Source organism: Pseudomonas sp. YJ42 (assembly GCF_047225135.1).
Lineage (GTDB): Bacteria > Pseudomonadota > Gammaproteobacteria > Pseudomonadales > Pseudomonadaceae > Stutzerimonas > Stutzerimonas stutzeri_E.
Genome location: NZ_CP178378.1, coordinates 4,367,422 through 4,391,640 on the forward strand (window position 1 = coordinate 4,367,422; position 24,219 = coordinate 4,391,640).

Annotated in this window: 29 protein-coding genes; 18 read left to right on the forward strand and 11 right to left on the reverse strand. The window is 60.9% G+C overall.

Annotated features, from left to right (window positions below; all coding sequences use genetic code 11):
- Window positions 1-2 precede the first annotated feature (2 nt).
- The 12 genes from plsX (at window position 3) to ACL0K2_RS20230 (ending at window position 11,048) form a co-directional block, all read left to right on the forward strand.
- Window positions 3-1,073, forward strand: coding sequence for a phosphate acyltransferase PlsX (gene plsX, locus ACL0K2_RS20175; RefSeq protein ID WP_080890630.1), 1,071 nt, complete (start codon window positions 3-5; stop codon window positions 1,071-1,073).
- A 59-nt stretch (window positions 1,074-1,132) separates the two neighbouring features.
- Entirely contained in the window at window positions 1,133-2,071 is a 939-nt protein-coding gene (fabD, locus tag ACL0K2_RS20180; RefSeq protein ID WP_045162874.1) for an ACP S-malonyltransferase, read from the forward strand.
- 14 nt (window positions 2,072-2,085) lie between these two features.
- Complete coding sequence (gene fabG, locus ACL0K2_RS20185) at window positions 2,086-2,829, forward strand: 3-oxoacyl-ACP reductase FabG (RefSeq protein ID WP_045162873.1); 744 nt, start codon at window positions 2,086-2,088, stop codon at window positions 2,827-2,829.
- Between the two features lie 190 nt (window positions 2,830-3,019).
- A complete protein-coding gene (gene acpP, locus ACL0K2_RS20190; protein ID WP_003283670.1) occupies window positions 3,020-3,256 on the forward strand; it encodes an acyl carrier protein in 237 nt (78 codons plus the stop codon).
- A 176-nt stretch (window positions 3,257-3,432) separates the two neighbouring features.
- The gene (gene fabF, locus ACL0K2_RS20195; protein WP_045162872.1) at window positions 3,433-4,677 is read left to right on the forward strand and encodes a beta-ketoacyl-ACP synthase II; all 1,245 of its coding nucleotides are present in this window, start codon (window positions 3,433-3,435) and stop codon (window positions 4,675-4,677) included.
- A gap of 2 nt (window positions 4,678-4,679) precedes the next feature.
- Entirely contained in the window at window positions 4,680-5,495 is an 816-nt protein-coding gene (gene pabC, locus ACL0K2_RS20200) for an aminodeoxychorismate lyase (RefSeq protein WP_239609845.1), read from the forward strand.
- Entirely contained in the window at window positions 5,492-6,559 is a 1,068-nt protein-coding gene (mltG, locus tag ACL0K2_RS20205) for an endolytic transglycosylase MltG (RefSeq protein WP_045162870.1), read from the forward strand. The genes pabC and mltG overlap by 4 nt, the downstream gene beginning before the upstream one ends.
- Window positions 6,556-7,188, forward strand: coding sequence for a dTMP kinase (tmk, locus tag ACL0K2_RS20210; RefSeq protein WP_045162869.1), 633 nt, complete (start codon window positions 6,556-6,558; stop codon window positions 7,186-7,188). The genes mltG and tmk overlap by 4 nt, the downstream gene beginning before the upstream one ends.
- Window positions 7,181-8,170 (forward strand): DNA polymerase III subunit delta', encoded by a 990-nt coding sequence (locus ACL0K2_RS20215; RefSeq protein ID WP_045162868.1) that lies wholly within the window; start codon window positions 7,181-7,183, stop codon window positions 8,168-8,170. Before tmk ends, ACL0K2_RS20215 begins: the two co-directional genes overlap by 8 nt.
- A gap of 31 nt (window positions 8,171-8,201) precedes the next feature.
- Entirely contained in the window at window positions 8,202-8,558 is a 357-nt protein-coding gene (locus ACL0K2_RS20220; protein WP_025241024.1) for a PilZ domain-containing protein, read from the forward strand.
- Between the two features lie 125 nt (window positions 8,559-8,683).
- Window positions 8,684-9,469: a TatD family hydrolase gene (locus ACL0K2_RS20225; protein WP_045162867.1), complete on the forward strand. Its 786-nt coding sequence runs from the start codon at window positions 8,684-8,686 to the stop codon at window positions 9,467-9,469.
- 181 nt (window positions 9,470-9,650) lie between these two features.
- The gene (locus tag ACL0K2_RS20230) at window positions 9,651-11,048 is read left to right on the forward strand and encodes an amino acid permease (RefSeq protein ID WP_045162937.1); all 1,398 of its coding nucleotides are present in this window, start codon (window positions 9,651-9,653) and stop codon (window positions 11,046-11,048) included.
- A gap of 226 nt (window positions 11,049-11,274) precedes the next feature.
- On the opposite strand, the gene ACL0K2_RS20235 is transcribed toward ACL0K2_RS20230, so the two are convergent.
- Window positions 11,275-12,408, reverse strand: a complete 1,134-nt coding sequence (locus ACL0K2_RS20235) for an aminotransferase class V-fold PLP-dependent enzyme (protein ID WP_413043296.1) — start codon at window positions 12,406-12,408, stop codon at window positions 11,275-11,277.
- Window positions 12,409-12,479: 71 nt separating this feature from the next.
- On the opposite strand from ACL0K2_RS20235, the gene ACL0K2_RS20240 reads away from it, so the two are divergent.
- The 3 genes from ACL0K2_RS20240 to ACL0K2_RS20250 all read left to right on the forward strand — a co-directional run bounded on the left by ACL0K2_RS20240 (window position 12,480) and on the right by ACL0K2_RS20250 (window position 14,477).
- Window positions 12,480-13,100, forward strand: coding sequence for a TetR/AcrR family transcriptional regulator (locus ACL0K2_RS20240; protein ID WP_045162936.1), 621 nt, complete (start codon window positions 12,480-12,482; stop codon window positions 13,098-13,100).
- Window positions 13,101-13,298: 198 nt separating this feature from the next.
- Entirely contained in the window at window positions 13,299-13,901 is a 603-nt protein-coding gene (locus tag ACL0K2_RS20245; protein WP_413043297.1) for a DUF4823 domain-containing protein, read from the forward strand.
- Window positions 13,902-13,910: 9 nt separating this feature from the next.
- Complete coding sequence (locus ACL0K2_RS20250) at window positions 13,911-14,477, forward strand: DUF1285 domain-containing protein (RefSeq protein ID WP_413043298.1); 567 nt, start codon at window positions 13,911-13,913, stop codon at window positions 14,475-14,477.
- A 117-nt stretch (window positions 14,478-14,594) separates the two neighbouring features.
- Here the strand turns inward: ACL0K2_RS20250 and ACL0K2_RS20255 are convergent, their stop codons facing one another.
- The 3 genes from ACL0K2_RS20255 to dapE all read right to left on the reverse strand — a co-directional run bounded on the left by ACL0K2_RS20255 (window position 14,595) and on the right by dapE (window position 17,022).
- Entirely contained in the window at window positions 14,595-14,966 is a 372-nt protein-coding gene (locus ACL0K2_RS20255) for a hypothetical protein (RefSeq protein WP_045162863.1), read from the reverse strand.
- 107 nt (window positions 14,967-15,073) lie between these two features.
- Window positions 15,074-15,880 (reverse strand): putative RNA methyltransferase, encoded by an 807-nt coding sequence (locus ACL0K2_RS20260; protein ID WP_413043299.1) that lies wholly within the window; start codon window positions 15,878-15,880, stop codon window positions 15,074-15,076.
- The gene (gene dapE / locus ACL0K2_RS20265) at window positions 15,874-17,022 is read right to left on the reverse strand and encodes a succinyl-diaminopimelate desuccinylase (protein ID WP_413043300.1); all 1,149 of its coding nucleotides are present in this window, start codon (window positions 17,020-17,022) and stop codon (window positions 15,874-15,876) included. The genes ACL0K2_RS20260 and dapE overlap by 7 nt, the downstream gene beginning before the upstream one ends.
- 209 nt (window positions 17,023-17,231) lie before the next feature.
- Between dapE and tcdA the strand changes: the two genes are divergently transcribed.
- Window positions 17,232-18,038 carry a tRNA cyclic N6-threonylcarbamoyladenosine(37) synthase TcdA gene (gene tcdA / locus ACL0K2_RS20270; protein ID WP_239609830.1) on the forward strand — a complete coding sequence of 269 codons (807 nt, stop codon included), beginning with the start codon at window positions 17,232-17,234 and terminating at the stop codon, window positions 18,036-18,038.
- Window positions 18,039-18,085: 47 nt separating this feature from the next.
- On the opposite strand, the gene ACL0K2_RS20275 is transcribed toward tcdA, so the two are convergent.
- From ACL0K2_RS20275 to ACL0K2_RS20295, 5 genes are all read right to left on the reverse strand, one after another.
- The gene (locus tag ACL0K2_RS20275; RefSeq protein ID WP_413043301.1) at window positions 18,086-18,499 is read right to left on the reverse strand and encodes a SufE family protein; all 414 of its coding nucleotides are present in this window, start codon (window positions 18,497-18,499) and stop codon (window positions 18,086-18,088) included.
- The gene (locus tag ACL0K2_RS20280; protein WP_239609828.1) at window positions 18,496-19,698 is read right to left on the reverse strand and encodes an aminotransferase class V-fold PLP-dependent enzyme; all 1,203 of its coding nucleotides are present in this window, start codon (window positions 19,696-19,698) and stop codon (window positions 18,496-18,498) included. The genes ACL0K2_RS20275 and ACL0K2_RS20280 overlap by 4 nt, the downstream gene beginning before the upstream one ends.
- 84 nt (window positions 19,699-19,782) lie before the next feature.
- Window positions 19,783-20,817, reverse strand: coding sequence for a 2,3,4,5-tetrahydropyridine-2,6-dicarboxylate N-succinyltransferase (gene dapD / locus ACL0K2_RS20285; RefSeq protein ID WP_045162857.1), 1,035 nt, complete (start codon window positions 20,815-20,817; stop codon window positions 19,783-19,785).
- Between the two features lie 46 nt (window positions 20,818-20,863).
- Entirely contained in the window at window positions 20,864-21,235 is a 372-nt protein-coding gene (locus ACL0K2_RS20290) for an ArsC family reductase (RefSeq protein WP_045162856.1), read from the reverse strand.
- Between the two features lie 112 nt (window positions 21,236-21,347).
- Entirely contained in the window at window positions 21,348-21,680 is a 333-nt protein-coding gene (locus tag ACL0K2_RS20295; RefSeq protein ID WP_045162855.1) for a thioredoxin family protein, read from the reverse strand.
- A gap of 138 nt (window positions 21,681-21,818) precedes the next feature.
- Between ACL0K2_RS20295 and ACL0K2_RS20300 the strand changes: the two genes are divergently transcribed.
- A complete protein-coding gene (locus tag ACL0K2_RS20300; RefSeq protein WP_045162854.1) occupies window positions 21,819-22,064 on the forward strand; it encodes a hypothetical protein in 246 nt (81 codons plus the stop codon).
- An 11-nt stretch (window positions 22,065-22,075) separates the two neighbouring features.
- Window positions 22,076-22,222: a hypothetical protein gene (locus ACL0K2_RS20305; protein ID WP_239609824.1), complete on the forward strand. Its 147-nt coding sequence runs from the start codon at window positions 22,076-22,078 to the stop codon at window positions 22,220-22,222.
- Between the two features lie 37 nt (window positions 22,223-22,259).
- Here the strand turns inward: ACL0K2_RS20305 and dapC are convergent, their stop codons facing one another.
- Window positions 22,260-23,456 carry a succinyldiaminopimelate transaminase gene (dapC, locus tag ACL0K2_RS20310; protein ID WP_045162853.1) on the reverse strand — a complete coding sequence of 399 codons (1,197 nt, stop codon included), beginning with the start codon at window positions 23,454-23,456 and terminating at the stop codon, window positions 22,260-22,262.
- Window positions 23,457-23,508: 52 nt separating this feature from the next.
- Window positions 23,509-24,174, reverse strand: a complete 666-nt coding sequence (locus ACL0K2_RS20315; RefSeq protein WP_239609822.1) for a COG3650 family protein — start codon at window positions 24,172-24,174, stop codon at window positions 23,509-23,511.
- Window positions 24,175-24,219 lie beyond the last annotated feature (45 nt).

Below are 24,219 nucleotides of genomic sequence, written 5' to 3' on the forward strand. Positions count from 1 at the left end.
TCTTGTCTGCTCCGATCATAGCGATCGATGCAATGGGTGGGGACTTCGGTCCCCACTGCATTGTTCCGGCCAGTCTCCACTGTCTGGCTGAAGTCCCCTCGCTGCACCTGGCCTTGGTTGGCCCATCCTCCATTCTTGAAGAGATCATCGCTCGACGTCCGGGTGTGGATCGCGCGCGTCTGACGATTGTCGATGCCGACGAAGTGATCGGCATGGACGAGCGTCCGACGCAGGCATTGCGCAGCAAGCCACGCTCGTCCATGCGCGTTGCGCTGGAATTGGTGCGCGACGGTCAGGCTCAAGCGTGTGTCAGCGCTGGGAATACTGGCGCGTTGATGGCGCTCGCCCGTCATGTATTGAAGACATTGCCCGGGGTCGACCGACCCGCCATGATGACCGCGATTCCTACGATTGAGGGCGCCTGTCTATTGCTTGATCTCGGTGCAAATGTGGACTGTACTGCCGAGCAGCTCTATCAATTCGCAGTGATGGGATCGGTTGCTGCGCAGAGCCTTGGTATCGAGCAGCCACGCGTTTCGTTGCTTAATGTTGGCACCGAAGAGATCAAGGGAAACCAGCAGGTCAAAGCGGCAGCTGCGCTGCTGCAGCAGGCGGGCGACATCAATTATCGGGGCTTCGTCGAGGGTGACGGACTGTTTCGCGGTGAAACTGACGTAGCGGTGTGTGATGGCTTCGTTGGCAATATCTTGCTCAAGTCCAGCGAGGGGCTGGCGCATCTGGTTGCCTTGCGCGTCGAAGCGCTTTTTCGCCGTTCACTGATTTCTCGTCTGGTAGGGGCGCTGGCTCTGCCGCTGTTGCGTCAGTTGCGGGCCGATCTGCGCCCGGCGCAGTACAACGGTGCCAGCTTTCTAGGGCTTCAGGGCATCGTCGTGAAAAGTCATGGTAGCGCCGGTGCTGAGGGCTTCCGGTCGGCTATCCTGCGCGCAACCCAGGACGTGGAGCACAATCTGCCGGAGCGATTGCACAGTCGGCTCGAGCATTTGCTCGTGACCAATCGGTCGGTAAAAGGCGCTGCTGATGTGACCACGTCCAACGGCTCGCCATCCAACTGACAATCCGGTGCGTCCCCGTGGCGTATTCTTCTGACGAACAACCACAAGAGAGCCGTTTCATGTCCGCATCACTTGCATTCGTCTTCCCAGGGCAGGGCTCCCAGTCCCTCGGCATGCTTGCCGAGCACGGGGCCCAGCAATCCCTGGTCATCGATACCTTCGCTGAAGCTTCGTCCGTGCTGGGGTACGACCTCTGGGCGCTTTCCCAGCAAGGTCCAGAGGCGCAGTTGAACCAGACCGATAAGACTCAGCCGGCGATCCTGACTGCTTCGATTGCGCTGTGGCGCCTGTGGCTGGCTGAAGGCGGAACGACCCCAGCGTTCGTCGCAGGCCATAGCCTGGGCGAATATTCTGCTTTGGTCGCTGCAGGCAGCCTGCCATTCGTTGATGCGGTGAAGCTGGTCGAGCTGCGTGGCCAGCTCATGCAGCAAGCCGTTCCTGCTGGTTCCGGCGGTATGGCAGCGATCCTCGGGCTGGATGACGCCGATGTGCTGGCGGCCTGTAGCGAAGCGGCGCAGGGCGAGGTGGTCAGTGCCGTCAATTTCAATGCGCCTGGTCAGGTGGTAATTGCTGGCAGCGCTGCGGCCGTTGAGCGTGCTATCGAGATTTGTAAGGCCAAGGGCGCAAAGCGCGCCATGCCGCTGCCGGTCAGCGTGCCGTCGCATTGTGCCCTGATGCGCCCTGCAGCGGAGCGTTTCGCCGATTCCGTCACTGCGGCCGCCTGGCAGGCGCCTCAGATTCCGTTGGTCCAGAATGTCAGCGCGGCGATCGTATCCGATCTCGATACGCTCAAGCATGATCTTCTAGCTCAACTCTACAGCCCGGTTCGCTGGGTCGAGACCATTGTTGCGTTGAACGCGCAGGGCGTGACCGACCTGGTCGAATGTGGCCCGGGCAAGGTACTGTCCGGTCTCAACAAGCGCTGCGTCAAGGGCATCAATACCTACAATCTAGAAACGCCAGAAGCTTTCGCTGCCACTCGTAGCGCACTGGTCTGAACAAGGAGATATTTATGAGTCTGCAAGGCAAGGTCGCCCTGGTGACAGGTGCCAGCCGCGGTATCGGTCAGGCCATCGCGCTGGAGCTCGGTCGCCAGGGCGCCATCGTGATTGGCACGGCGACTTCTTCGTCGGGCGCCGAGCGCATCGCCGAAACGCTCAAGGAAAACGGCATCGAAGGTGCTGGATTGGTGCTGGATGTTACCAGCGATGAGTCCGTCGCGACGACGCTGGAGCATATTCAGCAGCACCTCGGCCAGCCGGCTATTCTCGTGAATAACGCGGGCATCACGCGCGATAACCTGATGCTGCGGATGAAAGACGATGAATGGCATGATGTGATCAATACCAATCTCAGCAGCCTGTACCGTCTGACCAAAGGTGTCCTGCGTGGCATGACCAAGGCGCGCTGGGGGCGAATTATCAGCATCGGTTCCGTGGTAGGTGCCATGGGCAACGCTGGGCAGGTAAACTACGCCGCAGCCAAAGCCGGACTTGAAGGTTTCAGCCGAGCACTGGCCCGTGAGGTCGGTTCGCGCGGTATCACGGTCAATGCCGTGGCGCCGGGCTTCATTGATACTGACATGACGCGAGAGCTTCCCGAAGCTCAGCGTGACGCATTGCTAGGGCAGATCCCATTGGGGCGTCTTGGGCAAGCGGAAGAGATTGCTAAGGTCGTCGCCTTCCTAGCTTCTGACGGCGCCGCCTATGTCACCGGTGCTACGGTACCGGTGAATGGCGGTATGTACATGAGCTAATGTGACGCCCAATGCATGTATGCAGTCATAACGGCTGGTTAGTTCGTTATAAAACTGCGGTTTGTTTATAGACAGATGGTTGAAAGCCGGCTCATGCTTGCCCGCTTTCAGCTTGAAATGCGGAAAACGCTTTCTATACACTACCGCGCAGACCAGCTGCCTGATTTTTCCATAGGAGTGAAAACAAGGTATGAGCACCATCGAAGAACGCGTCAAGAAAATCGTTGCCGAGCAACTTGGCGTCAAAGAAGAGGAAGTTACCAACAGCGCTTCCTTCGTCGAAGACCTGGGTGCCGACTCCCTTGACACCGTTGAGCTGGTGATGGCTCTGGAAGAGGAATTCGAGACTGAAATCCCGGACGAGCAGGCCGAGAAAATCACCACTGTTCAAGAAGCTATCGATTACATCAACGCGCACGCGCAGTAAGTTGTAATCCTGCTTCGAACCAGTAAGCCGCACTGCCTTGAACGGGCAGTGCGGCTTTTGTTTGAGTTAGTTGTATTCAGCTGGTCGTGCCCCTGCGCGCGAGTCTGATGGCTGGTTCTTGCTCGTTGGCGTGCTGGCGGAGCAGAGCAGGTCGAATAAACGTAAGGAGAATTGCTGTGTCGCGTAGACGCGTCGTAGTCACCGGGATGGGCATGCTATCGCCGCTGGGTAACGATGTGCCAAGCAGCTGGCAGGGGATTCTCGCCGGCCGCAGTGGCATCGGCCTGATAGAACATATGGATCTTTCCGCCTACTCCACGCGCTTTGGCGGATCGGTCAAGAATTTTGACGTCGAGCAATATCTGCCAGCGAAAGAAGCTCGCAAACTCGATCTTTTCATCCAATACGGTTTAGCGGCCAGTTTTCAAGCGGTGCGCGATTCCGGGCTGGAAATCACCGACGCTAATCGCGAACGCATCGGTGTCGCGATGGGGTCGGGTATTGGCGGCCTGACCAATATCGAAAACAGCTGCAAGGCATTGATCGAACAAGGACCACGGCGTATTTCGCCTTTTTTTGTGCCGGGTTCGATCATCAACATGGTGTCCGGCTTTCTATCGATCCACCTGGGACTGCAAGGTCCGAACTATGCCATCGCTACGGCATGCACCACAGGAACGCATTGCATCGGCATGGCGGCGCGCAATATCGCCTATGGCGAGGCGGACGTGATGGTCGCGGGTGGTTCGGAAATGGCAGCCAGTGGTCTCGGCATCGGCGGATTCGCTGCTGCTCGTGCATTGTCCACCCGCAATGACGATCCGGCTGCAGCTAGCCGTCCGTGGGACAAGGGCCGGGACGGCTTTGTTTTGTCGGACGGCGCTGGCGCGCTGGTTCTGGAAGAGCTGGAGCACGCCAAAGCGCGTGGCGCGAAAATTTATGCCGAACTGATCGGTTTCGGTATGAGCGCCGATGCCTTTCACATGACCTCGCCGCCGGATGATGGTGCGGGTGCGGCTCGCTGCATTCGCAGCGCAATTGTGGACGCCAAGCTCGATGCGGCACAGGTGGACTATATCAATGCGCACGGCACCTCCACGCCTGCCGGCGACAAGGCGGAGGCCGCTGCGATAAAGACAGTGTTCGGCAGTCACGCCTACGAGCTGTCGGTCAGCTCGACGAAATCGATGGTTGGCCACTTGCTGGGTGCCGCCGGCGCTGTCGAGGCGATATTCAGCGTGCTTGCCATTCGCGATCAGGTGGCTCCGCCAACGATCAACCTCGATGAGCCCGATGAAGGATGCGATCTGGACTTCGTGCCGCACGAAGCTAAACCCAGGACAATTGATGTCGCCGTTTCCAATTCCTTTGGTTTTGGCGGCACCAACGGCTCACTGGTTTTCCGTCGGTTCGTCGAGTGACATTGAGTTGGGTGGACGGACGGCCCGCTGAAGGGCTGCCCGTTCATGATCGGGGGCTTGCGTACGGCGATGGTCTGTTCGAGACCATCAAGGTAGTCAGCGGTTCGCCGCAGCTTCTCGATCGTCATCTGGATCGTCTCGGTCTTGGATGCCAACGTTTCGCTATTCCAGCTGATCTGACAGCTCTTCGCGCACAAATTACCGCCTTCAGCGCGGCGCTTGGTACTGGCGTAGCCAAGCTGATTCTGACCCGTGGTGACGGAAAGCGCGGCTACGGCCCACCGGCTACCTGCCAGCCGCGCACGGTACTGCTGGGCTCGCCACTGCCAGATCATCCCGTCGAGCACCGCGAGCGAGGGGTGCGCTTGTATGCCTGTGCGACTCGCCTCGCTGAGCAGCCAGCTTTGGCCGGGCTGAAACATCTCAATCGGCTGGAACAGGTGTTGGCGCGTGCCGAATGGCAGGATTCCACCTTCGCGGAGGGCTTGATGCGTGATACGTCCGGACGCGTGGTGGAGGCTGTGTTCAGTAACCTCTTCATCGTGGAGTCCGGTGTACTGTTGACGCCATCACTTCACCGTTGTGGTGTGGCTGGTGTGATGCGTGAGGAAATCCTTGAGCGAGCGCGACAGTCGGGGATTCAGAGCAAGATAGATGACGTATCGCTCGGACAGCTGGTCGGTGCGGATGAGGTTTTCGTTTGCAACAGCCTTTATGGCATCTGGCCTGTTCGGCAATTGGGAGCCAGCGTATGGCCGGTGGGTCCGCTCACACGTAAACTTCAATGTCTGGTAGCTGATCTGTCGAGTAATTCGTGATTCGAAAACTGTGTTTTGCGCTCTTGGGCGCCGTGCTGGTCGCCGCGCTGACGCTCGGACTGATTGCCTGGAAACTCTACGCCGCGCTGGATCAGCCTTTGCAACTTGATGAGGCGCAGACGCTGGAAGTCGAATCTGGCGATACGCCCAGTGGCTTGTTTCAGCGCTTGGAGGGAGAAGGCAAGCTGAACGACTCGTTTTGGTTGCGACTGTACTGGCGCCTGAATCTTTCTGGGCAGACATTGCACAGCGGCGAATATCAGCTGCGTCCGGAAATGACCGTCCGCGACATGATAGGGCTATGGCAGCGGGGTGAGGTTGTTCAACACACCCTGACCATTGTCGAGGGGTGGAATTTTCGCCAGGTACGCGCCGCGCTGGAAATGTTGCCTACGATTCAGCAGACGCTGGGCGGTCTGTCGGACGCCGAGATAATGGGGCGACTCGGCCAGGCGGGTTTGCATCCGGAAGGGCGTTTCTTTCCCGACACCTACCGCTTTACCCGCGGCGTTACCGACCTCGAATTGCTTCAAAGGGCCTATTCACGTCTGGAAGCCGTTCTCGCCGAGGAATGGGAGCAGCGCAGTGAAGGCTTGCCTTATCAGGACGCATACCAGGCGCTGATCATGGCATCGATCATCGAAAAGGAAACCGGAGTGCCTTCGGAGCGCGGCGAAATCGCCGGTGTCTTCGTGCGCCGTCTGGAACGGGGTATGCTGCTACAGACTGACCCCACGGTCATCTACGGTATGGGCGAGCGGTATCGCGGACGGATCACCCGCAACGATCTGCGCAGGCCGACTCCCTATAACACCTACACCAACAGCGGGCTGCCGCCGACGCCGATCGCCATGGTCGGTCGCGAGGCCATTCATGCCGCGTTGCATCCGGCCGAAGGAAAAAGCCTTTACTTCGTCGCGCGTGGCGACGGCAGCCATGTGTTCAGCGATTCGCTGGACGAGCACAATCGTGCGGTGCGTGAGTACCAGCTCAAGCGCCGCGCCGACTATCGTTCCAGTCCGCCGCCCCGGCAAGCTCCGGTGCCGATCGAGAATATCCAGTGACAGGACTCTTTATTACCTTGGAAGGGCCTGAAGGCGCGGGCAAAAGCACCAATCGTGAGTACCTCGCGCAGCGCCTTCGTGATCACGGCCTTGACGTCGTGCTGACCCGCGAGCCCGGTGGAACGCCGCTGGCCGAACGGATTCGCGAGCTGTTGTTGACGCCTGCGGATGAACCCATGGGCAGCGATACGGAACTGTTGTTGATGTTCGCGGCGCGTGCGCAGCACCTTGCCGAGGTGATCCGTCCGGCGCTGAAACGGGGCGCCGTGGTGCTTTGCGACCGTTTCACCGATGCCACCTATGCCTATCAAGGCGGAGGCCGCGGCCTGTCCTTTCAGCGCATCGAGCAGCTTGAGACCTTCGTGCAGGGCGATATGCGTCCGGACCTGACCCTGATTTTCGATCTGCCTGTGGAGATCGGTTTAAGCCGCGCCGCTGCGCGAGGGCGTCTTGATCGGTTCGAGCAGGAGGGGCTGGGCTTCTTCGAGGCCGTGCGCAGCGCTTATCTCGATCGCGCACGCCAGGTTCCACAGCGCTATCGGGTAATCGATGCGGGCCAATCTCTGCCAATGGTGCAGCGAGCGCTGGACGCGCTCTTGCCCGAGCTGTTGGAGCGTGCCCTTGGCTGACGGCATTCTTCCCTGGCAGGCCAGCCTGTGGCAGCTGCTGGCGGGTCGTCAACAGCATGCCCATGCCTATCTCTTGCATGGTCCAGCGGGTATTGGCAAGCGTGCACTGGCCGAACAGTTGATGGCGTTCCTGCTGTGTCAGCAGCCGGCTCCGAGCGGAGCTTGCGGACGCTGCAAGGCTTGCATGCTACTGGCGGCACACACCCATCCCGATCATTACATTCTGGAGCCGGAGGAGGTCGACAAGGCCATCCGTGTCGACCAGGTTCGCCAACTGGTCGGGTTTGTCAGTCAGACCGCGCAGCTCGGGGGACGCAAGGTGGTTCTGCTCGAACCTGCCGAGGCGATGAACCTGAATGCCGCCAATGCGCTTCTCAAGAGTCTCGAAGAGCCTGCGGGCAATACCGTGCTGCTGTTGATCAGTCATCAACCCAGCCGGCTGCTGCCCACGATCAAAAGTCGCTGCGTACAGCAACGTTGTCCGTTGCCTGGTCGTCAGCAAAGTCTGGATTGGCTTTCCGGCAAGCTTCCGGATCTCTTGGCAGTTCAGCGTGAAGAATTGCTGACATTGGCAGCGAACTCTCCGCTCGCAGCGCTTAAGCTTCACGATATCGGCGTCTTGGAGATGCGCGTGCAGGTGATAGAAGGGGTGAAAAAGCTGCTCAAGCGGCAGCAATCCCCCAGTCAGCTGGCCGAGGCCTGGAATCCGCTGTCGCTGATTTTGCTGTTCGACTGGTTCTGTGAGTGGGCGCATCTGATTCTGCGTTTTCAGATGACCGGCGATGAAGCGGGGCTTGGCTCTGCCGATATGCAGAAGGTCATTCAATACCTGGCGCAGAAGACGCCGTCGACCAGGCTGCTGGTGATGCAGGACTGGTTGCTGGCCCACCGGCAAAAAGTATTGGGCAAAGCCAACCTTAACCGTGTCTTGCTTCTCGAAGCGCTCTTGGTGCAGTGGGCAAGTTTGCCCGAGCCAAGCTAGAATCCATCGGAACTGTTGTTAGGAATACCGCATGAGCCTGCCTGCAAACCTTGGTCCGCGTAACGGCATTCTGTCCCTGACCATCAAGGATAAGTCGGTGCTCTATGCGGCATACATGCCGTTCATCAAGCATGGTGGCTTGTTCATTCCTACTAACAAGAGCTACAAGCTCGGTGATGAAGTCTTCATGCTGCTGAGCCTGATGGACGAGCCTGAAAAGATCCCCGTCGCCGGCAAGGTCGTATGGATTACCCCCAAGGGCGCACAGGGAAACCGGGCCGCTGGCGTCGGCGTCCAGTTCAACGAGGGCGATTCGACTGCCCGCAACAAGATTGAAACCTATCTGGCCGGGGCGATGAAGTCCGATCGGCCAACACACACCATGTAAGCCGCAGTTGCGAAGATCGCTTGGCGGCTTTTTGCCTCTAGCGACGCCCACCTGCATCTGGTCGGTCTGCGACCTCTCGGTTGCTTTGCTCTACAATGGCGCGTTTTCTGTTTGGGTAATTCGCCATGTTGGTTGACTCGCATTGCCACCTCGATCGCCTTGATCTTGCCGTGCACGGCGGTTCTCTTGATGCCGCGCTGAATGCTGCGCGTCAGCGTGGCGTCGGGCATTTTCTTTGTATTGGTGTTAGCGTCGAGAATACCGCGGCGGTCAAGGCGCTTGCGCAACGCTATGACGATGTCGACTGTTCGGTAGGCGTGCATCCGTTGGATCTCGAGCCCGGTGCCGAACCTGCACTGGACTGGCTGCTGCAAGAGCTGGATGGGCCAGGCGTGGTGGCGATTGGCGAAACCGGCCTCGACTATCATTACGAGCCCGAAGCCGCCGAGTTGCAGCAGCAGTCCTTCCGCCTGCACCTGGAGGCCGCTCAAGTCTGCGGCAAACCGGTAATCGTTCACACGCGGGCGGCCCGTGCCGACACGCTGGCGCTGCTTCGCGAAGCGGCACTGCCACAAGCCGGCGTATTGCATTGCTTCACCGAAGATTGGGACATGGCCAAGGCGGCGCTGGATCTGGGCTTCTACATCTCGCTCTCCGGAATCGTGACCTTCCGCAATGCCGATGCGTTGCGAGACGTGGCCCGCCGCGTGCCGACGGATCGCTTGCTGGTCGAGACCGATTCGCCCTACCTGGCGCCGATCCCCTATCGGGGCAAACCGAACCTACCGCAGTACGTGCGCGAGGTCGCCGAGTTTCTGGCACAGTTACGTGGTGTCGATTTCGACGTCTTCGCCGAGCAGACCACGGATAACTTCAAGCGACTCTTCCCGTTGACCCGGGTCAAGGGCTGAGCGAGGTTGCCGCTCGAAGGCGCGTGCCCTTCAAGCCTCGTCGTCCAATGGCGTGTACAATCCGCGCCGCTTCGGTCCGCATGCCTGAACCCCGGCATGCGGATACGAGGGTTCAACTCGGCTCCGTATCACTGTCATGAGCCGGACCGCTTCCTCGTCACAGACCTATCAAGGTGACGCCATGTCCAGCGAGACGCTGCGTACCGGGCCGCTTCAGCGCGGCCTGCAAAATCGCCATATCCAGCTGATCGCGCTCGGAGGCGCCATCGGCACGGGGCTTTTCCTCGGTTCGGCCGGCGTGCTCCGCAGTGCGGGGCCGTCGATGATTCTGGGCTACGCCATTGGCGGGCTGATCGCTTTCCTGATCATGCGTCAGCTTGGCGAGATGATCGTCGAGGAGCCGGTCGCGGGTTCCTTCAGCCATTTCGCCCACAAATACTGGACGCCTTATGCCGGTTTTCTTTCCGGCTGGAATTATTGGGTGCTCTACGTGCTCGTAGGAATGGCCGAACTGACGGCAGTCGGCAAATACGTGCAGTTCTGGTGGCCCGAGGTGCCGACCTGGGCCACCGCGTCGGCCTTTTTCGTGCTGATCAATCTCATCAACCTGGTGAACGTGAAAACGTTCGGCGAGACCGAGTTCTGGTTCGCGATCATCAAGGTTGGCGCCATTGTCGGCATGATCGCGCTGGGTCTGTATTTGCTGCTGAGCGGGGAGGGCGGTAAGCAGGCCAGCTTCAGCAACCTGTGGAGCCATGGTGGATTCTTCCCCAACGGCGTAAGCGGGATGGTCATGGCCCTGGCAATCATCATGTTTTCCTTCGGTGGGCTGGAGTTGGTGGGGATTACCGCCGCTGAAGCATCGGATCCGAAGACCGTCATCCCAAAGGCTATCAACCAAGTCGTCTACCGCATCCTGATCTTCTATATCGGCGCGCTGAGCGTCCTGCTGGCGCTGTACCCCTGGGACACGTTGCTGGAAACCCTGGGATCTGCCGGCGATCCTTACAGCGGTAGTCCTTTCGTGCAGATCTTCTCGTTGATCGGTAGCGACACTGCGGCACATATTCTCAACTTCGTGGTGCTGACCGCGGCCCTCTCGGTCTACAACAGCGGTGTCTATTGCAACAGCCGGATGCTCTACGGTCTGGCTGAGCAGGGCGATGCACCCAGGGTGCTAATGATGGTGAACCGTCGTGGGGTCCCGGTTCTGGCAATCGCGCTCTCTGCTCTCGTGACGATGCTCTGCGTGCTGGTGAATTACCTGTTACCCCAGACGGCCCTTGAGTTGCTCATGTCACTCGTGGTCGCGGCGCTGCTGATCAATTGGGCGATGATCAGCCTCGCACACTTGAAGTTTCGCAGAGCAATGACAGCGCAGCGTATCGATCCCTCGTTCAAGGCTTTCTGGTGCCCTTTCAGCAACTACCTGTGCTTGGCTTTCGTGGCACTGATTGCGGCGATCATGCTCTCGATGCCGGGGCTACGTACCTCGATCATTGCCATCCCGATCTGGGTCCTGTTCATCTGGGTGTGCTTCCGGCTTCGGCTTTCCAGTCGGCGCGCCGCGCCTGGCTGATTGCTAAAGCATGTTGCTATCGCCAGCCAAAAAAAACCCGGCGTCGCGAGGAGCCGGGCCAAGACCATTAGGAGTTTGAGGTCACGTTCCTCGCTCCCTCAGCTGGCCGAGCATTGGGGGGATTGCGCGGCCAGTGCCTGAAGTATTGGCCCGGATCGGCAACTTTGCCGGGCGATTCATGCGCTTTTTAAAACGGATTTGGAATAGTTACGCGCACCTTGATCGCTCACTTTGCAAGCAGGCCGCGAACCACCGTCAATGTCTGCTCGATGACATCAGGGCGCGTGTAGAAATGGGGCGAGAGTCGTATACCACCACCACGAAGGGCACAGACGATCTGCTCGGCCTTGAGCTGCTGGAACAGCGCTGCGTTTTCCCAGCCATTGGCTCTGAAGGTCATGATGCCGGCCTGTCGAAACGGGTCGGTTGGGCTCAACAGCTCGACGCCGGGCATGGCCGCCAGCTCATGCTGCAGGTGATCGATGCGTTCGGCTAGCGCTCGGCTCACCTCGCTCATGCCAATCTCTTCGAGCAACGAAAGGCTGGCATCCAACGCCATGGCACCGAGCATATTCGGGCTGCCACACTCGAAGCGGCGGGCACTGCGGGCTGGCTGCCAGTCGCTGCGGTCGTAGTCGCCTGCGTGTTCGAGCATATGCCAGCCGTATTCGTGGAGCTTCAGTCTGGCGCGCAGATCGCTGCGGCAGTAAAAGACGCCGAGGCCCTCTGGTCCCAATAGCCATTTATGCCCATCGGCCATCGCGAAGGCGCACCGGTATTGCTGGACGTCGAAAGCGAGTGCGCCGAGCTGTTGGATCGCATCGATGCACAACAACACACCGCGCTGCTCGCAGCCTTCGCCTAGGCGGGGCAGATCGAGCCGTAGGCCGCTGGCGTACTGTACGGCGCTGATTGCCATGAGGCGTACCTTGGGTCCGCAGGCAGCCAGGAGCGCGGCTTCCGGATCGTCGCCCTTGAGGCTGACTTGTATCACTTCCACGCCCTGAGGTTGCAAAGCCTCCCAGACGACCCGGTTGGACGGAAACTCTTCGTCACTGATGACGATCTGGTCGCCGGCGCCCCAGTCCAGGCCAAAGGCTACGAATGACAGCGCTTCCGACGTGTTCTTGACCAGCGCGATATCGGCCGATGTCGGTGCGTTGAGCATCCTGGCCAGGCGATCACGTAATTGGCTTTCGACTGCCAGCCATTGGGGATAGTCCCGTGCGCCGAGCGCCATGTTTTGTTGTGCAAAGGCAGTCACGGCTTCAGTTGCCCGTCGAGGCCAGGGTGCGACAGCGGCGTGATTCAGGTATCGCAAACCTTCGATTTGAGGGAATTCGTCATTCAACGTACTCATAAGAGATGTTCCGTGCATTTTCTGACTAGATGGGCATAATCATCTGCTTCGATTTCAAGCCGCAGCCTCTTATGCAAAATGAACCCCGGAAGGTCCGCGAATTTCGCCGTCGCGAGCAAGAGATTCTTGATACAGCGCTCCAGCTGTTCCTTGATCAAGGAGAAGACAGTGTCACCGTCGAGATGATCGCCGACAGGGTGGGCATCGGCAAAGGCACCATTTACAAGCATTTCAAATCCAAGGCCGAAATCTATCTGCGGCTCATGCTCGACTACGAGCGGGACCTGAATGAGCTGCTGCATTCACCGAGCCTTGATCAGGACAAGGAGGCGCTGTCTCGCGCCTATTTCGAATTCCGCATGCGTGACCCCCAGCGCTATCGGTTGTTCGATCGCCTCGAAGAGAAGGTCGTCAAGGGCAATCAGGTCCCGGACATGGTCGAGGAACTCCACCGGATTCGCGCTTCCAACTTCGATCATCTGACCCAATTGATCAAGGGGCGCATTTCCGAAGGCAAGCTTGAGGACGTGCCTCCCTATTTCCACTATTGCGCGGCCTGGGCGTTGGTGCACGGCGCAGTAGCGCTTTATCACTCGCCGTTCTGGAGCAACGTACTAGAAGATCAGGAAGGTTTCTTTCAGTTCTTGATGGACATTGGCGTTCGCATGGGTAACAAGCGCAAGCGCGACTAGTTCGAATCGCCGGAGACGGGTGGCGGCTTGCGGAACGGGAATCCAGCCAGTAAGCCGTGTCGTTGGCCGATCCTTCGCGCAGTCGAGTGCCGTTGTGGCAGGAAGACGAGCACGCGCTACAGCCGTTTTGCGCGGAGCTGGCTTGTTTGCTGCATTGCTTTGCTATTCGCCGGTTTTCCGTCATTGGCAGGAGCAAAGATGAAAGTATTCAGCCTTATCGTGGCCGTGCTGGTTTTGGGCGGGTGCATGCAGGTCAGTGACATGGCCGAGGGCACTCGCAACCAGCTGCGAGACGTCGGGTTTCTCGATCACAGCGAGACCGTGAGGTCCGCATCATGGCGGCTGCAGCCCGATTCGTTCATCTACATCGCCCAAGGCCACTTCGTCCCGCCCGGCAATGCGTATCCGCGGCCGAACGTGGTAGCTGAGGAGGCGTTCAAGGGGTTTGTCGAATACTTTCCGCTGGTTCGTCGCGCTCCAGAGCCTGCAGGATTGGAAGAGGCATTGAACCAGGCAGCGGCTGTTGGTGCCCATTACTTGCTGTACACGCGATTTGCCGCCGCCGATGACCGCATCGGCAGTTTCGACGAGCTCGATGATCAGCGCGCGCTCGATCGACTTGGGGTCGATACCAGCGTGGTCCAGCTGATGCTGATCGAAACCGGGAATCGGTATCTGGTCGATACGGCGCGAATTCGCAGCCGCGGAGGGCTGCTTAATATCTATGATGCGACACCGCAGGTCTTGTTAGGGTCGCCGTTGCGCGATTATGCCCGACGCCTGACGGGCCTCAGCCGTTAAGGAGCGCACATGAGCGATGCTGGAAAAGCCGCGAATCTGCTGGGGCAGATTCCAAAGACTGAGAACAAGGGCCTGCCACCGGTTCATTTGTGGAACCCGCCCTTCTGCGGCGATCTGGATATGCGAATCGCCCGCGACGGTAGCTGGTTCTACATGGGTACGCCGATCGGAAGACCTGCCATGGTGAAGCTGTTTTCCACGGTCATTCGACGAGACGGCGACGACTACTTTCTAGTGACACCGGTAGAGAAGGTAGGCATCACCGTTGATGACGCACCTTTCGTGGCGGTCGAGTTGGAGGTCGAGGGCAGCGGCGAAGCTCAGGTGCTTCGCTTCGTCACCAATGTCGGCGACGAAACCGAAGCGGGTGCAGAGCATCCGATGCGGGTCGAGCTCGATCCTACCAGCCAGGAGCCGGCCCCCTACGTGCATGTGCGTGCCAATCTCGAAGCGCTGATTCACCGCAATGTCTTCTATCAGTTGGTCGAGTTGGCGGTCCCGCGCGAGATCGATGGCACCAGCTGGCTGGGCGTCTGGAGCCATGGCCAGTTCTTTCCGATTGGTCGCCCCGAATAGTCGGCGTAAGGGGCAGATTTCCGAGAATTTCGCTTCTGTGCGCCCAGTAATTGCCGACGGATCAGCTGTCTGGCGGCGGAGCGGGTAGCACCTGAATGCCACGGTGCAAACCAACATTCAGTCCGTGCGCCAGAGAATCTCCGCTTCGCCACGCTCGCTGACGCTGATCCAGCGATCGGCATTTTCGACTGACTCTTCTTCCTGCCAGCCACCTGGTGCGCAGCGGATTTCCACGCTCAACGCCTGATAAGCGGCGCGTGCGCAGGCGACGTCGTCGTTCCACGGGGTCGCATCGCTTTCCAATAGCAAGCTGTGCCATTTACCGACCGCCTTCGGAAACCAGGTCACCGGGATATCGCCGGCCTTGCACTTGAACGCCTTGCCCTTGGTTTGCCAGGGAGAGCAGGGTCCAACAGCCCGGTTCAGCCATTCAGTCACGGCGTCCTGGCTGGCGTCCCTGAGGTAGATCTCGATGTCCGGTTGACGCATGGATGATGGCCTTGTCGGTGGTGGTTGCAGCCTATTGAGAAATGAACCGGCGTGGCTTGGCTGGCCTCGTAGGATTGGTCGGCTACGGCTCTCTTACGTGCGCGATGCTACCGGTCACGCTGAATCCAGTCGTAGCGTATCGCAACCCGAACCTTGAGCGGTGTGTCGATCACTGCGGCACGGCGCTCGGCGCTGGCGCGCCAGCCGTGCGGTGTCATCGCCAGCAAGTCGGCGCGGGCTTCGGCGCTATCCAGTCGCAACTCGTAGCCGAGGGTTTCACTATGGGCCAGATGCATGCCGCCGGGGATCAGCGACAGGTGCTTCTCGTCATCGTACTCGCGTACTTCGTCATACAGCAGCCCGCGCAGTTCCCAAAGATGTTCACGGGTCGGCCCCATGCGCAGCAACCCGCCGCCGGGCGCTAGCAGGCGCTCAGCTTCGCTCCAATCCAGCGGGCTGAACACGCTGGCGAGCAGGCCGCAGCTGGCGTCAGCCAGCGGCACCCGGGCCATGCTCGCGACCAGCCATTCCAACTGCGGTGCGCGTTTGCAGGCGCGCTTGACCGCCTCGCGGGAAATGTCCAATGCATAACCTTCGGCATCCGGCAGGGCCTGGGCGATCTGAGCGGTGTAGTAGCCCTCGCCGCATCCGATGTCCAGCCAGCGCGACGGCGAGCGTTCGGCCGCCAGCTGCGCCAGACGAGCCGCCAGCGGCGCGTAGTGGCCGCCGTCGAGAAAGCGTCGACGCGCTTCGACCATGGCCTGGTTGTCACCCGGGTCGCGGCTGTTCTTGTGTTGCACCGGCAGCAGGTTCAGGTATCCCTGGCGGGCGCGATCGAAACGGTGATTCGCCGGGCAGGCGACACCATTGTCGACCGTGGTGAGCGCGCCCTGGCAGAGCGGACAGATCAGCATGCGAGCAGGTTGACCAGGGTCTGGTAGTAGATTTCGGTCAGCAGGTCGAGATCGCTGGCGAGGATGTGTTCGTCGACCTGGTGGATGGTCGCGTTGACCGGGCCGAGTTCCACGACCTGGGTGCCGAGCGTGGCGATGAAACGGCCATCGGACGTGCCACCGCTGGTCGATGGCGTGGTCTCGCGGCCAGTGACCTGGCGGATGGCCGCGGCCACGCCATCGAGCAGCTCGCCAGGCTCGGTGAGGAAAGGCAGGCCGGACAGCGCCCAGTCGACCTTCCAGTCCAGGCCATGCTTGTCGAGAATCGCGGCGGTACGTCGCTGCAGTCCCTCAACGGTGGACTCGGTGGAGAAGCGGAAATTGAACACCGCTTCCAGGGTGCCGGGAATGACATTGGTAGCGCCGGTGCCTGAATTCAGATTGGAGATCTGGAAGCTGGTCGGTGGGAAGAAGGCGTTGCCGTCGTCCCAGTGCTCGGCAGCCAGTTCGGCCAATGCTGGCGCGGCGAGATGAATCGGATTCTTCGCCAGGTGGGGATAGGCCACGTGGCCTTGCTGACCGCGCACCGTCAGGGTGCCGCCGAGCGAGCCACGGCGCCCGTTCTTCACCACGTCGCCGACCAGGTTGGTGCTCGAAGGCTCGCCAACAATGCACCAGTCCAGTCGCTGAGCACGCTCACGCAGGCGCTCGACCACGGCCTTGGTGCCGTGATGGGCCGGACCTTCTTCGTCGCTGGTGACGAGGAAGGCGATCTGCCCCTTGTGGTTGGGATAGTCCGCGGTAAAGCGTTCTACTGCGACGATCATCGAAGCCAGGCTGCCCTTCATGTCCGCCGCACCGCGCCCGTGGAGCATGCCTTTCGCGTCGATGCGGGCGGTGAATGGCGGGTTCTGCCAGGCGTGCAATGGGCCGGTGGGCACCACGTCGGTGTGGCCGGCAAAGCACAGCACCGGGCCTTCCTGACCGCGGATCGCCCAGAAATTTTCCACGTCCTCGATGTGCATCGACTCGATCGCGAAGCCGCAGGCCGCGAGACGTTCGCTCATCAGCTGCTGGCAGCCCTCGTCCAGCGGAGTCACCGAAGGCCGGTTGATCAGCTCGCAGGCGAGTTCGAGGGTGGGCGAGAGGGCGGCGGTGGTCATTACGGCTCCGAGGCAGGCGGGAAAAAGAGCGCCATATTAAAGCAAAACCTGGGTTCTGCCGTGCTGTGCGTAGTGCCTTCGGCGGAGCCGACAGGAAAAGGTGTTCTGCCTGTCGCTTGGTGCCGGGCCTGAGGCAGCGTGATGCACGGCCCTGTGTCAGCCGGAGCGAAGGAACATATAATCGCCCGAGTCTTTTTCGGGGTATCGACATGTCCATTGACGATCAGCGTTTCGGCGGTATCGCCCGTCTTTACGGCTCCCTAGGCCTCGGGCGGCTGGCGGCAGCGCATGTCGCCGTGGTCGGGATCGGCGGGGTCGGGTCGTGGGCGGCCGAGGCGTTGGCGCGCAGTGGCGTCGGCGAAATCAGCCTGTTTGATCTGGATGATGTCTGCCTCACCAATACCAACCGGCAGGTTCATGCATTGGACGGTGCGGTCGGCAAGCCCAAGGTCGACGAGATGGCGGCGCGAATCAAGGCGATCAATCCGGGCTGCGTGGTGCACGCCGTTGCAGACTTCGTCACCCGAGAGACCATGGCCGAATACATCACCGAGCAGATGGATTGCGTCATCGATTGCATCGACAGCGTGCCGGCCAAAGCCGCGCTGATCGCCTGGTGCAAGCGGCGCAAGATCCAGATCATCGCCACAGGCGGTGCCGGTGGCCAGGTTGACCCTACGCAAATTCAGGTTGCCGACCTGAACAAGACCTTCAACGATCCACTCGCGGCGAAGGTGCGCTCGCTACTGCGGCGCGAATATAACTTCTCACGCACGCCGGGGCGCACCTACAGCGTGCCCTGCGTGTTTTCCACCGAGCAGCTGCGCTATCCGAAACCGGATGGCGGCGTCTGCCAGAGCAAGAGTTTCGTTGGTGAAGGGGTCAAACTCGACTGCGCTGGTGGCTTTGGTGCGGCGATGATGGTTACTGCCAGTTTCGGCATGGTGGCGGCGGCGCGTGCCGTCGACAAGCTGGTCGCCGGCGCCAGGCGGCCGTCGGAGCGAACACGAGGCTGATGACTGGGGTCAGTCACGCTGGTGTGCTATTGGCGCGCCGAGTGTGATCAGCCGCTCGAGGCCAACTCGCGCATTCGCTGCAGCACGGCATTCATTCCATTGGCGCGCGACGGCGACAATTGCCGCGATAGTCCGAGCTGCCCGAACCAGTCGGCGATATCCAGCCGCTGCAGTTCGCTCGCGCGCAGACCGTTCGCGCGCAGCAGCAGGACCGCGAGCAAGCCTCGCAGCAGGCGGGCTTCACTGGTGCCGCGGAAGTGCCAGTGATCGCCGCGCGGCTCGCCGAGCAGCCAAAGCTTACTGTCGCAACCGGTTACGAGATTATCGTCGATGCGCTCGGTGTCGCTGAGCGGTTCGAGGCGATCACCCCATTGCATCAGCAGGCGCGCACGCTGTTCCCAGCCCGCTGCCTGCTGGAAGCTCTGCAGCGCTCCTGTGGCGGCAATGGACAGCTCGCTCATTGCAGGATTTCCATGGCACGGTCCAGGGCGCCGAAGAAGCGCTCGATGTCGGCGCCGTCGTTATACAGCCCGAGCGATACACGAATGGCGCCATCAACCCCGAGCGCCTTCATCAGCGGCTGGGCACAGTGGGTTCCGCTGCGTATGGCGATGCCTTGCTCGGTCAGGAGGTGGGCCAGATCGCCGTGATGCACGCCGTTCACGGTGAAACTGGCGAGCGCCAGCCGAGGTTCGCCCAGCAGCCGCACGCCTTCGCGCACCGCGAGCCCGGCCAGTAGCTTCGTGTGCAGGGCCTGCTCATGGCCGGTCACCGCCGTTGCGTCCAGTTTGGAAAGGTAGTCCAGGGTCGCACCGAGGCCAATGACCGCGCCAATGGGCGGCGTACCGGCCTCGAAGCCTAGCGGTGCGGCGTGGAACTCGGCATGCTGAAAATCAGCGACGCGGACCATCTCGCCACCGAATTGCCAGTGCCGGAGCTTGAGCAATGACTCGCCTCGCCCATAGAGCGCGCCGACGCCTTCGGGTCCGTAAAGCTTATGGCTGGACAGCACGTAGAAGTCGCAAGCCAGCGCTTGCATGTCATGCCGTCCATGCACGACGCCTTGCGCGCCATCGACGATTGTCAACGCCCCCTGAGCCTTCGCCAAGGGCAACAATTCGGCAAGTGGTTGCCAGGCGCCGAGCACGTTTGACAGCTGGCTGACGGCAAGCAAACGGGTCCGCGGGCCGATGAGGCTGGCGGCCCGCTCCAGATCGATCACGCCGCGATCGTCCAGCGGCAACACCCGTAGCTTGGCATTGCGCCGCTTCGCCAGCTGCTGCCAGGGCAGCAGATTGGCGTGATGCTCTAGCGCGCTGACCACGATCTCGTCATCCGTGTCGATCAGCGGTTCCAGGCCATAGGCAAGCAAGTTCAGCGCTTCGGTGGCGCCTCGGGTGAAAACGATTTCGGTCGGGCTGGCCGCATTAAGCCATCGTGCCACCTTGATTCGTGCGTCCTCAAAGGCGCGCGTCGCGCGCTCTGCCGGCTGATGCTGGGCGCGGTGCACATTGGCGGTGCCGCAGGTGTAATAACCCGTCAGCGCGTCGATCAACGCTTGGGGTTTTTGCGCCGTGGCGGCGCTGTCGAGATAAGTCTGGCCCTGGGCTTCGAGAATCGCCAGGGCCGGAAAGTCGGAGCGCCAGGGGGACAAGAGCATAGCGTTAGGCCTGAAGCTGGAGGCTGGAAGCCAAAGCGGTGCGCTGTTGCGTTCAGCTTCCGGCTCTGGCCACCAGCCAAGCGGTCAGTTGTGCGCGTGCAGCGCTTCGTTCAGCTCGATCGCCGATTTGTGAGTCTTGCATTCCACCGCGCCGTTCTGAGAATTGCGGCGGAACAGCAGGTCTGTCTGGCCGGCAAGTTCGCGTGCCTTGACCACCTTGACCAGCGCGCCCTGTTCGTCGAGCAGGTTTACCTTGGTCCCGGCGGTGATATACAGGCCTGCTTCGACAGTGTTGCGGTCGCCGAGCGGAATACCGATGCCGGCGTTGGCGCCGATCAGGCAGCCTTCTCCCACGGAAATGACGATATTGCCGCCACCCGACAGCGTGCCCATGGTCGAGCAGCCGCCGCCCAGGTCCGAGCCCTTGCCTACGAACACGCCCGCTGAGACGCGCCCCTCGATCATGCCTGGGCCTTCGGTGCCGGCGTTGAAGTTGACGAAACCTTCATGCATCACCGTGGTGCCTTCGCCCACATAGGCGCCAAGCCGGATGCGTGCGCTATCGGCGATACGCACGCCGGCCGGCACCACGTAGTCGGTCATCTTGGGGAATTTGTCGACGGAAACGACTTCCAGCAGATAGCCCTTCAGACGCGCTTCCAGCTGACGCTCGGCCAACTCGGCCAGATCCACCGCTCCCTGATTGGTCCAGGCGACGTTGGGCAGCAGCGGGAAGATCCCAGTCAGGTTCACGCCGTGCGGCTTGACCAGGCGATGGGAGAGCAGGTGCAACTTCAGGTAGGCCTCGGGTGTGGACGTCGGTGCAGTGTCGTCGGCGAGCAGCGTGACCACCAATGGGCGCTGACTTTCGGCCAAACGGGTCAGCAGGGCGTGCTGTGCGGTGTCGAGCGGCTTGATCGCATCGGCCAGTTGCGCGGCCTGGGTCGTGCTGATGGCAATCGCCTGGTTGCCGCCTTCATAGCCGAGCAGCGGCGCAATGATGGCAACCAGTTCACCGGCCGGGCGCAGCAGCGGCTGCGCGTAGAAGACTTCCAGCCAGCTGCCCTGACGATTCTGGGTGCCGACGCCGAAGGCCAGGCTGAATAGGGTGTTGCTCATAGGGAAAATCCTTCTTATCAATCGCGGCTCGTCGTGGCGAGCGGTATCAGTTCTTGGCTGCCAGCGCGGCAGCGTAAATGTCCGGCTTGAAGCCGATTAGCGTCTTGTCGCCCAGGTCGAGCACCGGGCGTTTGATCATCGACGGCTGGGCCAGCATCAGCTCGATGGCCTTGGCCTGATCGAGGTCGGCCTTCTGCGTGTCGTCCAGCTTGCGGAAGGTGGTGCCTGCACGGTTGAGTACGATTTGCCAGCCGTGTTCATCGCACCAGGCTTCCAGATGGGCGCGGTCGATCCCGGCGCTCTTGTAGTCATGGAAGTCATAGCTTAGCCCTTGCTGGTCGAGCCAGGTGCGGGCTTTTTTCATGGTGTCGCAGGCTTTGATGCCGTACAGACAGAGTCCTTTGCGTTTCTCGGGCATGACAGCTCCGCGTTCTCCGGCCAAACTGGGCCGCGGATTATGCCACGATGAGGCAAAGCCTGCCGCCCGTTGGGGCACTGCCTGGCAGGGTGCGTTGTCGCTCAGGAGGGCCTTAGCCCGTGGCGCTATCGGCTTGGCTGAGCAATCGTTCGATTGCCTGAGTATCGGTAGGGCGCACCACTCGAGCCAATTCCTCTCCCTGGCGCATCAAAATCAGGGTTGGCCAAAGCTTGACCCGGAAGGAGCGGCCCAGCGGGCGGCCCGGTCCATCCTCGATTTTCAAGTGGCGAATGTCGCGCTCGGCCATGGCTTGGGCGAGCAGAGGCTGCGCCGTACGGCAATGACCGCACCAGCCTGTACCGAACTCGAGCAGAGTGAGACCGTCGAGCGCATCGACCTCGTCGCGGGAAGGGGCGTTGGACATGTAGGTTTCGCTCATTGGCATAGAGGGCTCCCGGTCGTCTGTTTATAGGTGGAGTCGCGGCAGTGCCATGGGTTCAGTGAGTGGGTCACGAAGAAGACGTTCGACCTTTTTCTCCCTCTACGTTGTCCATTGATCACAGTCGCAACGATGAGGTCATGTATGGCACGCAAGCATTTCGAAAACCATGAAGCCATCTCGTCCGCCGTTCCTGCCGATGACGGATTCGAGGCAGTGATAGCCGTGAAACGGCGGGGGACGGAAGAAAACGCCCAGGTATTCAAGGTGGCTAACGGGCGGCGGTATGACCTTGCCTCCGAGGCCGAGACTGCAGCCGAAGCTGCACTGACCAAGGTCACGGAGGTCAGCGACGAAGGTGAACTGATCTGGGAAGAGAACGCAATCTGAAGGAGGATGCCATGAACGAACCCGAAAAACCGGATGTGGACGAGCGTGACAAAAGCGACGAGCCCGTCACTGGGGACATTCCAGAGCACATGAAACCGGAAAATCTGGAAAAACTGCGCGATTACGGCAAGGACAAGATCCCGCCGGGGGTGGCCTGAATCGGTAAGCCGGACGTCGCAACGTCCGGCTTCCAGATCACGACTTGGCGATGAAGGCGCGGATGCGCTCGGCAGCCTCGACGCAATCGGCGAGCGGCGCCACCAGCGCCATGCGTACCCGGCCCGTGCCCGGGCTGAATCCATCCACTTCACGTGACAGATAGGAGCCCGGAACTACGGTCACGTGTTCGCTGGCAAAGAGTTCGCGCGTGAACTGCTGGTCATCGCCAGGCGTCTTAGGCCACAGGTAGAAGCCGCCATCGGGACGCTGCACCTCCATAACGGAGGTGAGGATGTCCAGCACCGCATCGAACTTCTCGCGATACAGCTGACGATTGGCCTGTACATGAGCTTCGTCGTTCCAGGCGGCGATGCTGGCCAGCTGTGTTTGCACCGGCATGGCGCAGCCGTGATAAGTGCGGTAGAGCAGGAACGCCTTGAGGATATCCGCGTCGCCAGCGACGAAACCTGAGCGCAGGCCGGGCAGATTGGAGCGCTTGGACAAGCTGTGGAAGACCACGCAGCGTTTGAAGTCCTCGCGTCCCAGGGCGGCGCAGGCGGTCAACAGCCCTGCCGGCGGGTGTTCTTCGTCGAAGTACAGCTCGCTGTAGCATTCGTCCGCAGCAATAACGAAGTCATATTCGTCGGCCAGAGCGATCAGCCGCTTGAGCGTCTCGAGTGGCACCAGCGCGCCGGTGGGGTTGCCCGGCGAGCAAAGGAAGAGGATCTGAGTGCGTCGCCAAGTTTCTGCCGAGACCGCATCGAAATCAGGGTTGAAACCGTTTTCGGCGGTGCAGGGCAGATAATGCGGCGCGGCGCCGGCCAGAAGCGTTGCGCCTTCATAGATCTGGTAGAACGGATTGGGGCTGATCACCAGCGCATCGGCGCTGCGCTTGACCACGGCCTGGGTGAAGGCGAAGAGCGCTTCGCGAGTACCGTTGACCGGCAGCACGTGGCGCGCCGGGTCGATGCTCCCCGCCGTAACGCCGAAGCGACGCTCGCACCAACGGGCGATCGACTCACGCAGTGCAGCAATCCCAAGGGTGGACGGGTATACCGCGAGTTGGTCCAGATTGGTCGCCAGTGCCTGGGCCACGAAATCGGGCGAAGGATGTTTCGGCTCGCCGATCGACAACGCAATCGGGCGCTTGTCGGCCGGCGGTTGCGCGCCGGCGAGTAACACGCGAAGTTTCTCGAACGGGTAGGGCTGTAGCAGGGACAGGTCGTCATTCATGGTCGGAGTCTTCGAAGCGTAGGGAAGCGCGGCGATGGGCGCTTCGATAGGTTCATTCGTTGCGGGCGCCACCGTAATAGGCGCAGCCACGCAGTGTCTGGTTGTCGAGGCGCAGCTCGGCGGTCAGATGGCTGACGGCACCGGTGGCACCATCGACGCAGCGTTGCGGGGCGACCCAGAGATCGATGCGTTGGCTGTTGGCTTCGCTGCTGAAATTGGTTTGCCCGCCGGGCAACTGCTCCTCCAGATAGGGCACCGCCAACGGCGCCTGGCCGGGCCGCTCGAGCAACAGGCCTTTGGTCGTGATTCGAACGCTCCAGCCCGGTTCGTGACCGCCGGCGCGCAGTGCCAGCTGGTTGAATCCGCTCGCGTCGCAGCCGGGTCCTTCGCTCTGAAGGCGGTAAACCTGGGTCAGCTGCATTTGGCTGCTGCCATCGGCGCGTGAGATCAGCCTGCCACGCACATCGGCGAACAGCGGTCGGCCGCTGTCGGAGAGCAATGCCTGGGCATCGTCAGACAATCCGGTCGTGCCGGTATCGAGCAGCTCGACCTGTCGCTGACCCTGACAGCTACGCAATAGCAGCATCCCTTCGTTGCGCGTGACTTCGCCCTGCAGCCGTTCGACCGCTTGCCGAGATGGCTCGTCGCGCCAGGAAAACGCTTGGCAGCCAGCGAAAATCGGCAGCAGAAGGAGCAGCAGGGAGCGGGGGTAGGTCATGACGGACTCGGCGTAGCAGCGGACGGTAAGGCGCCAGCAGGCTGG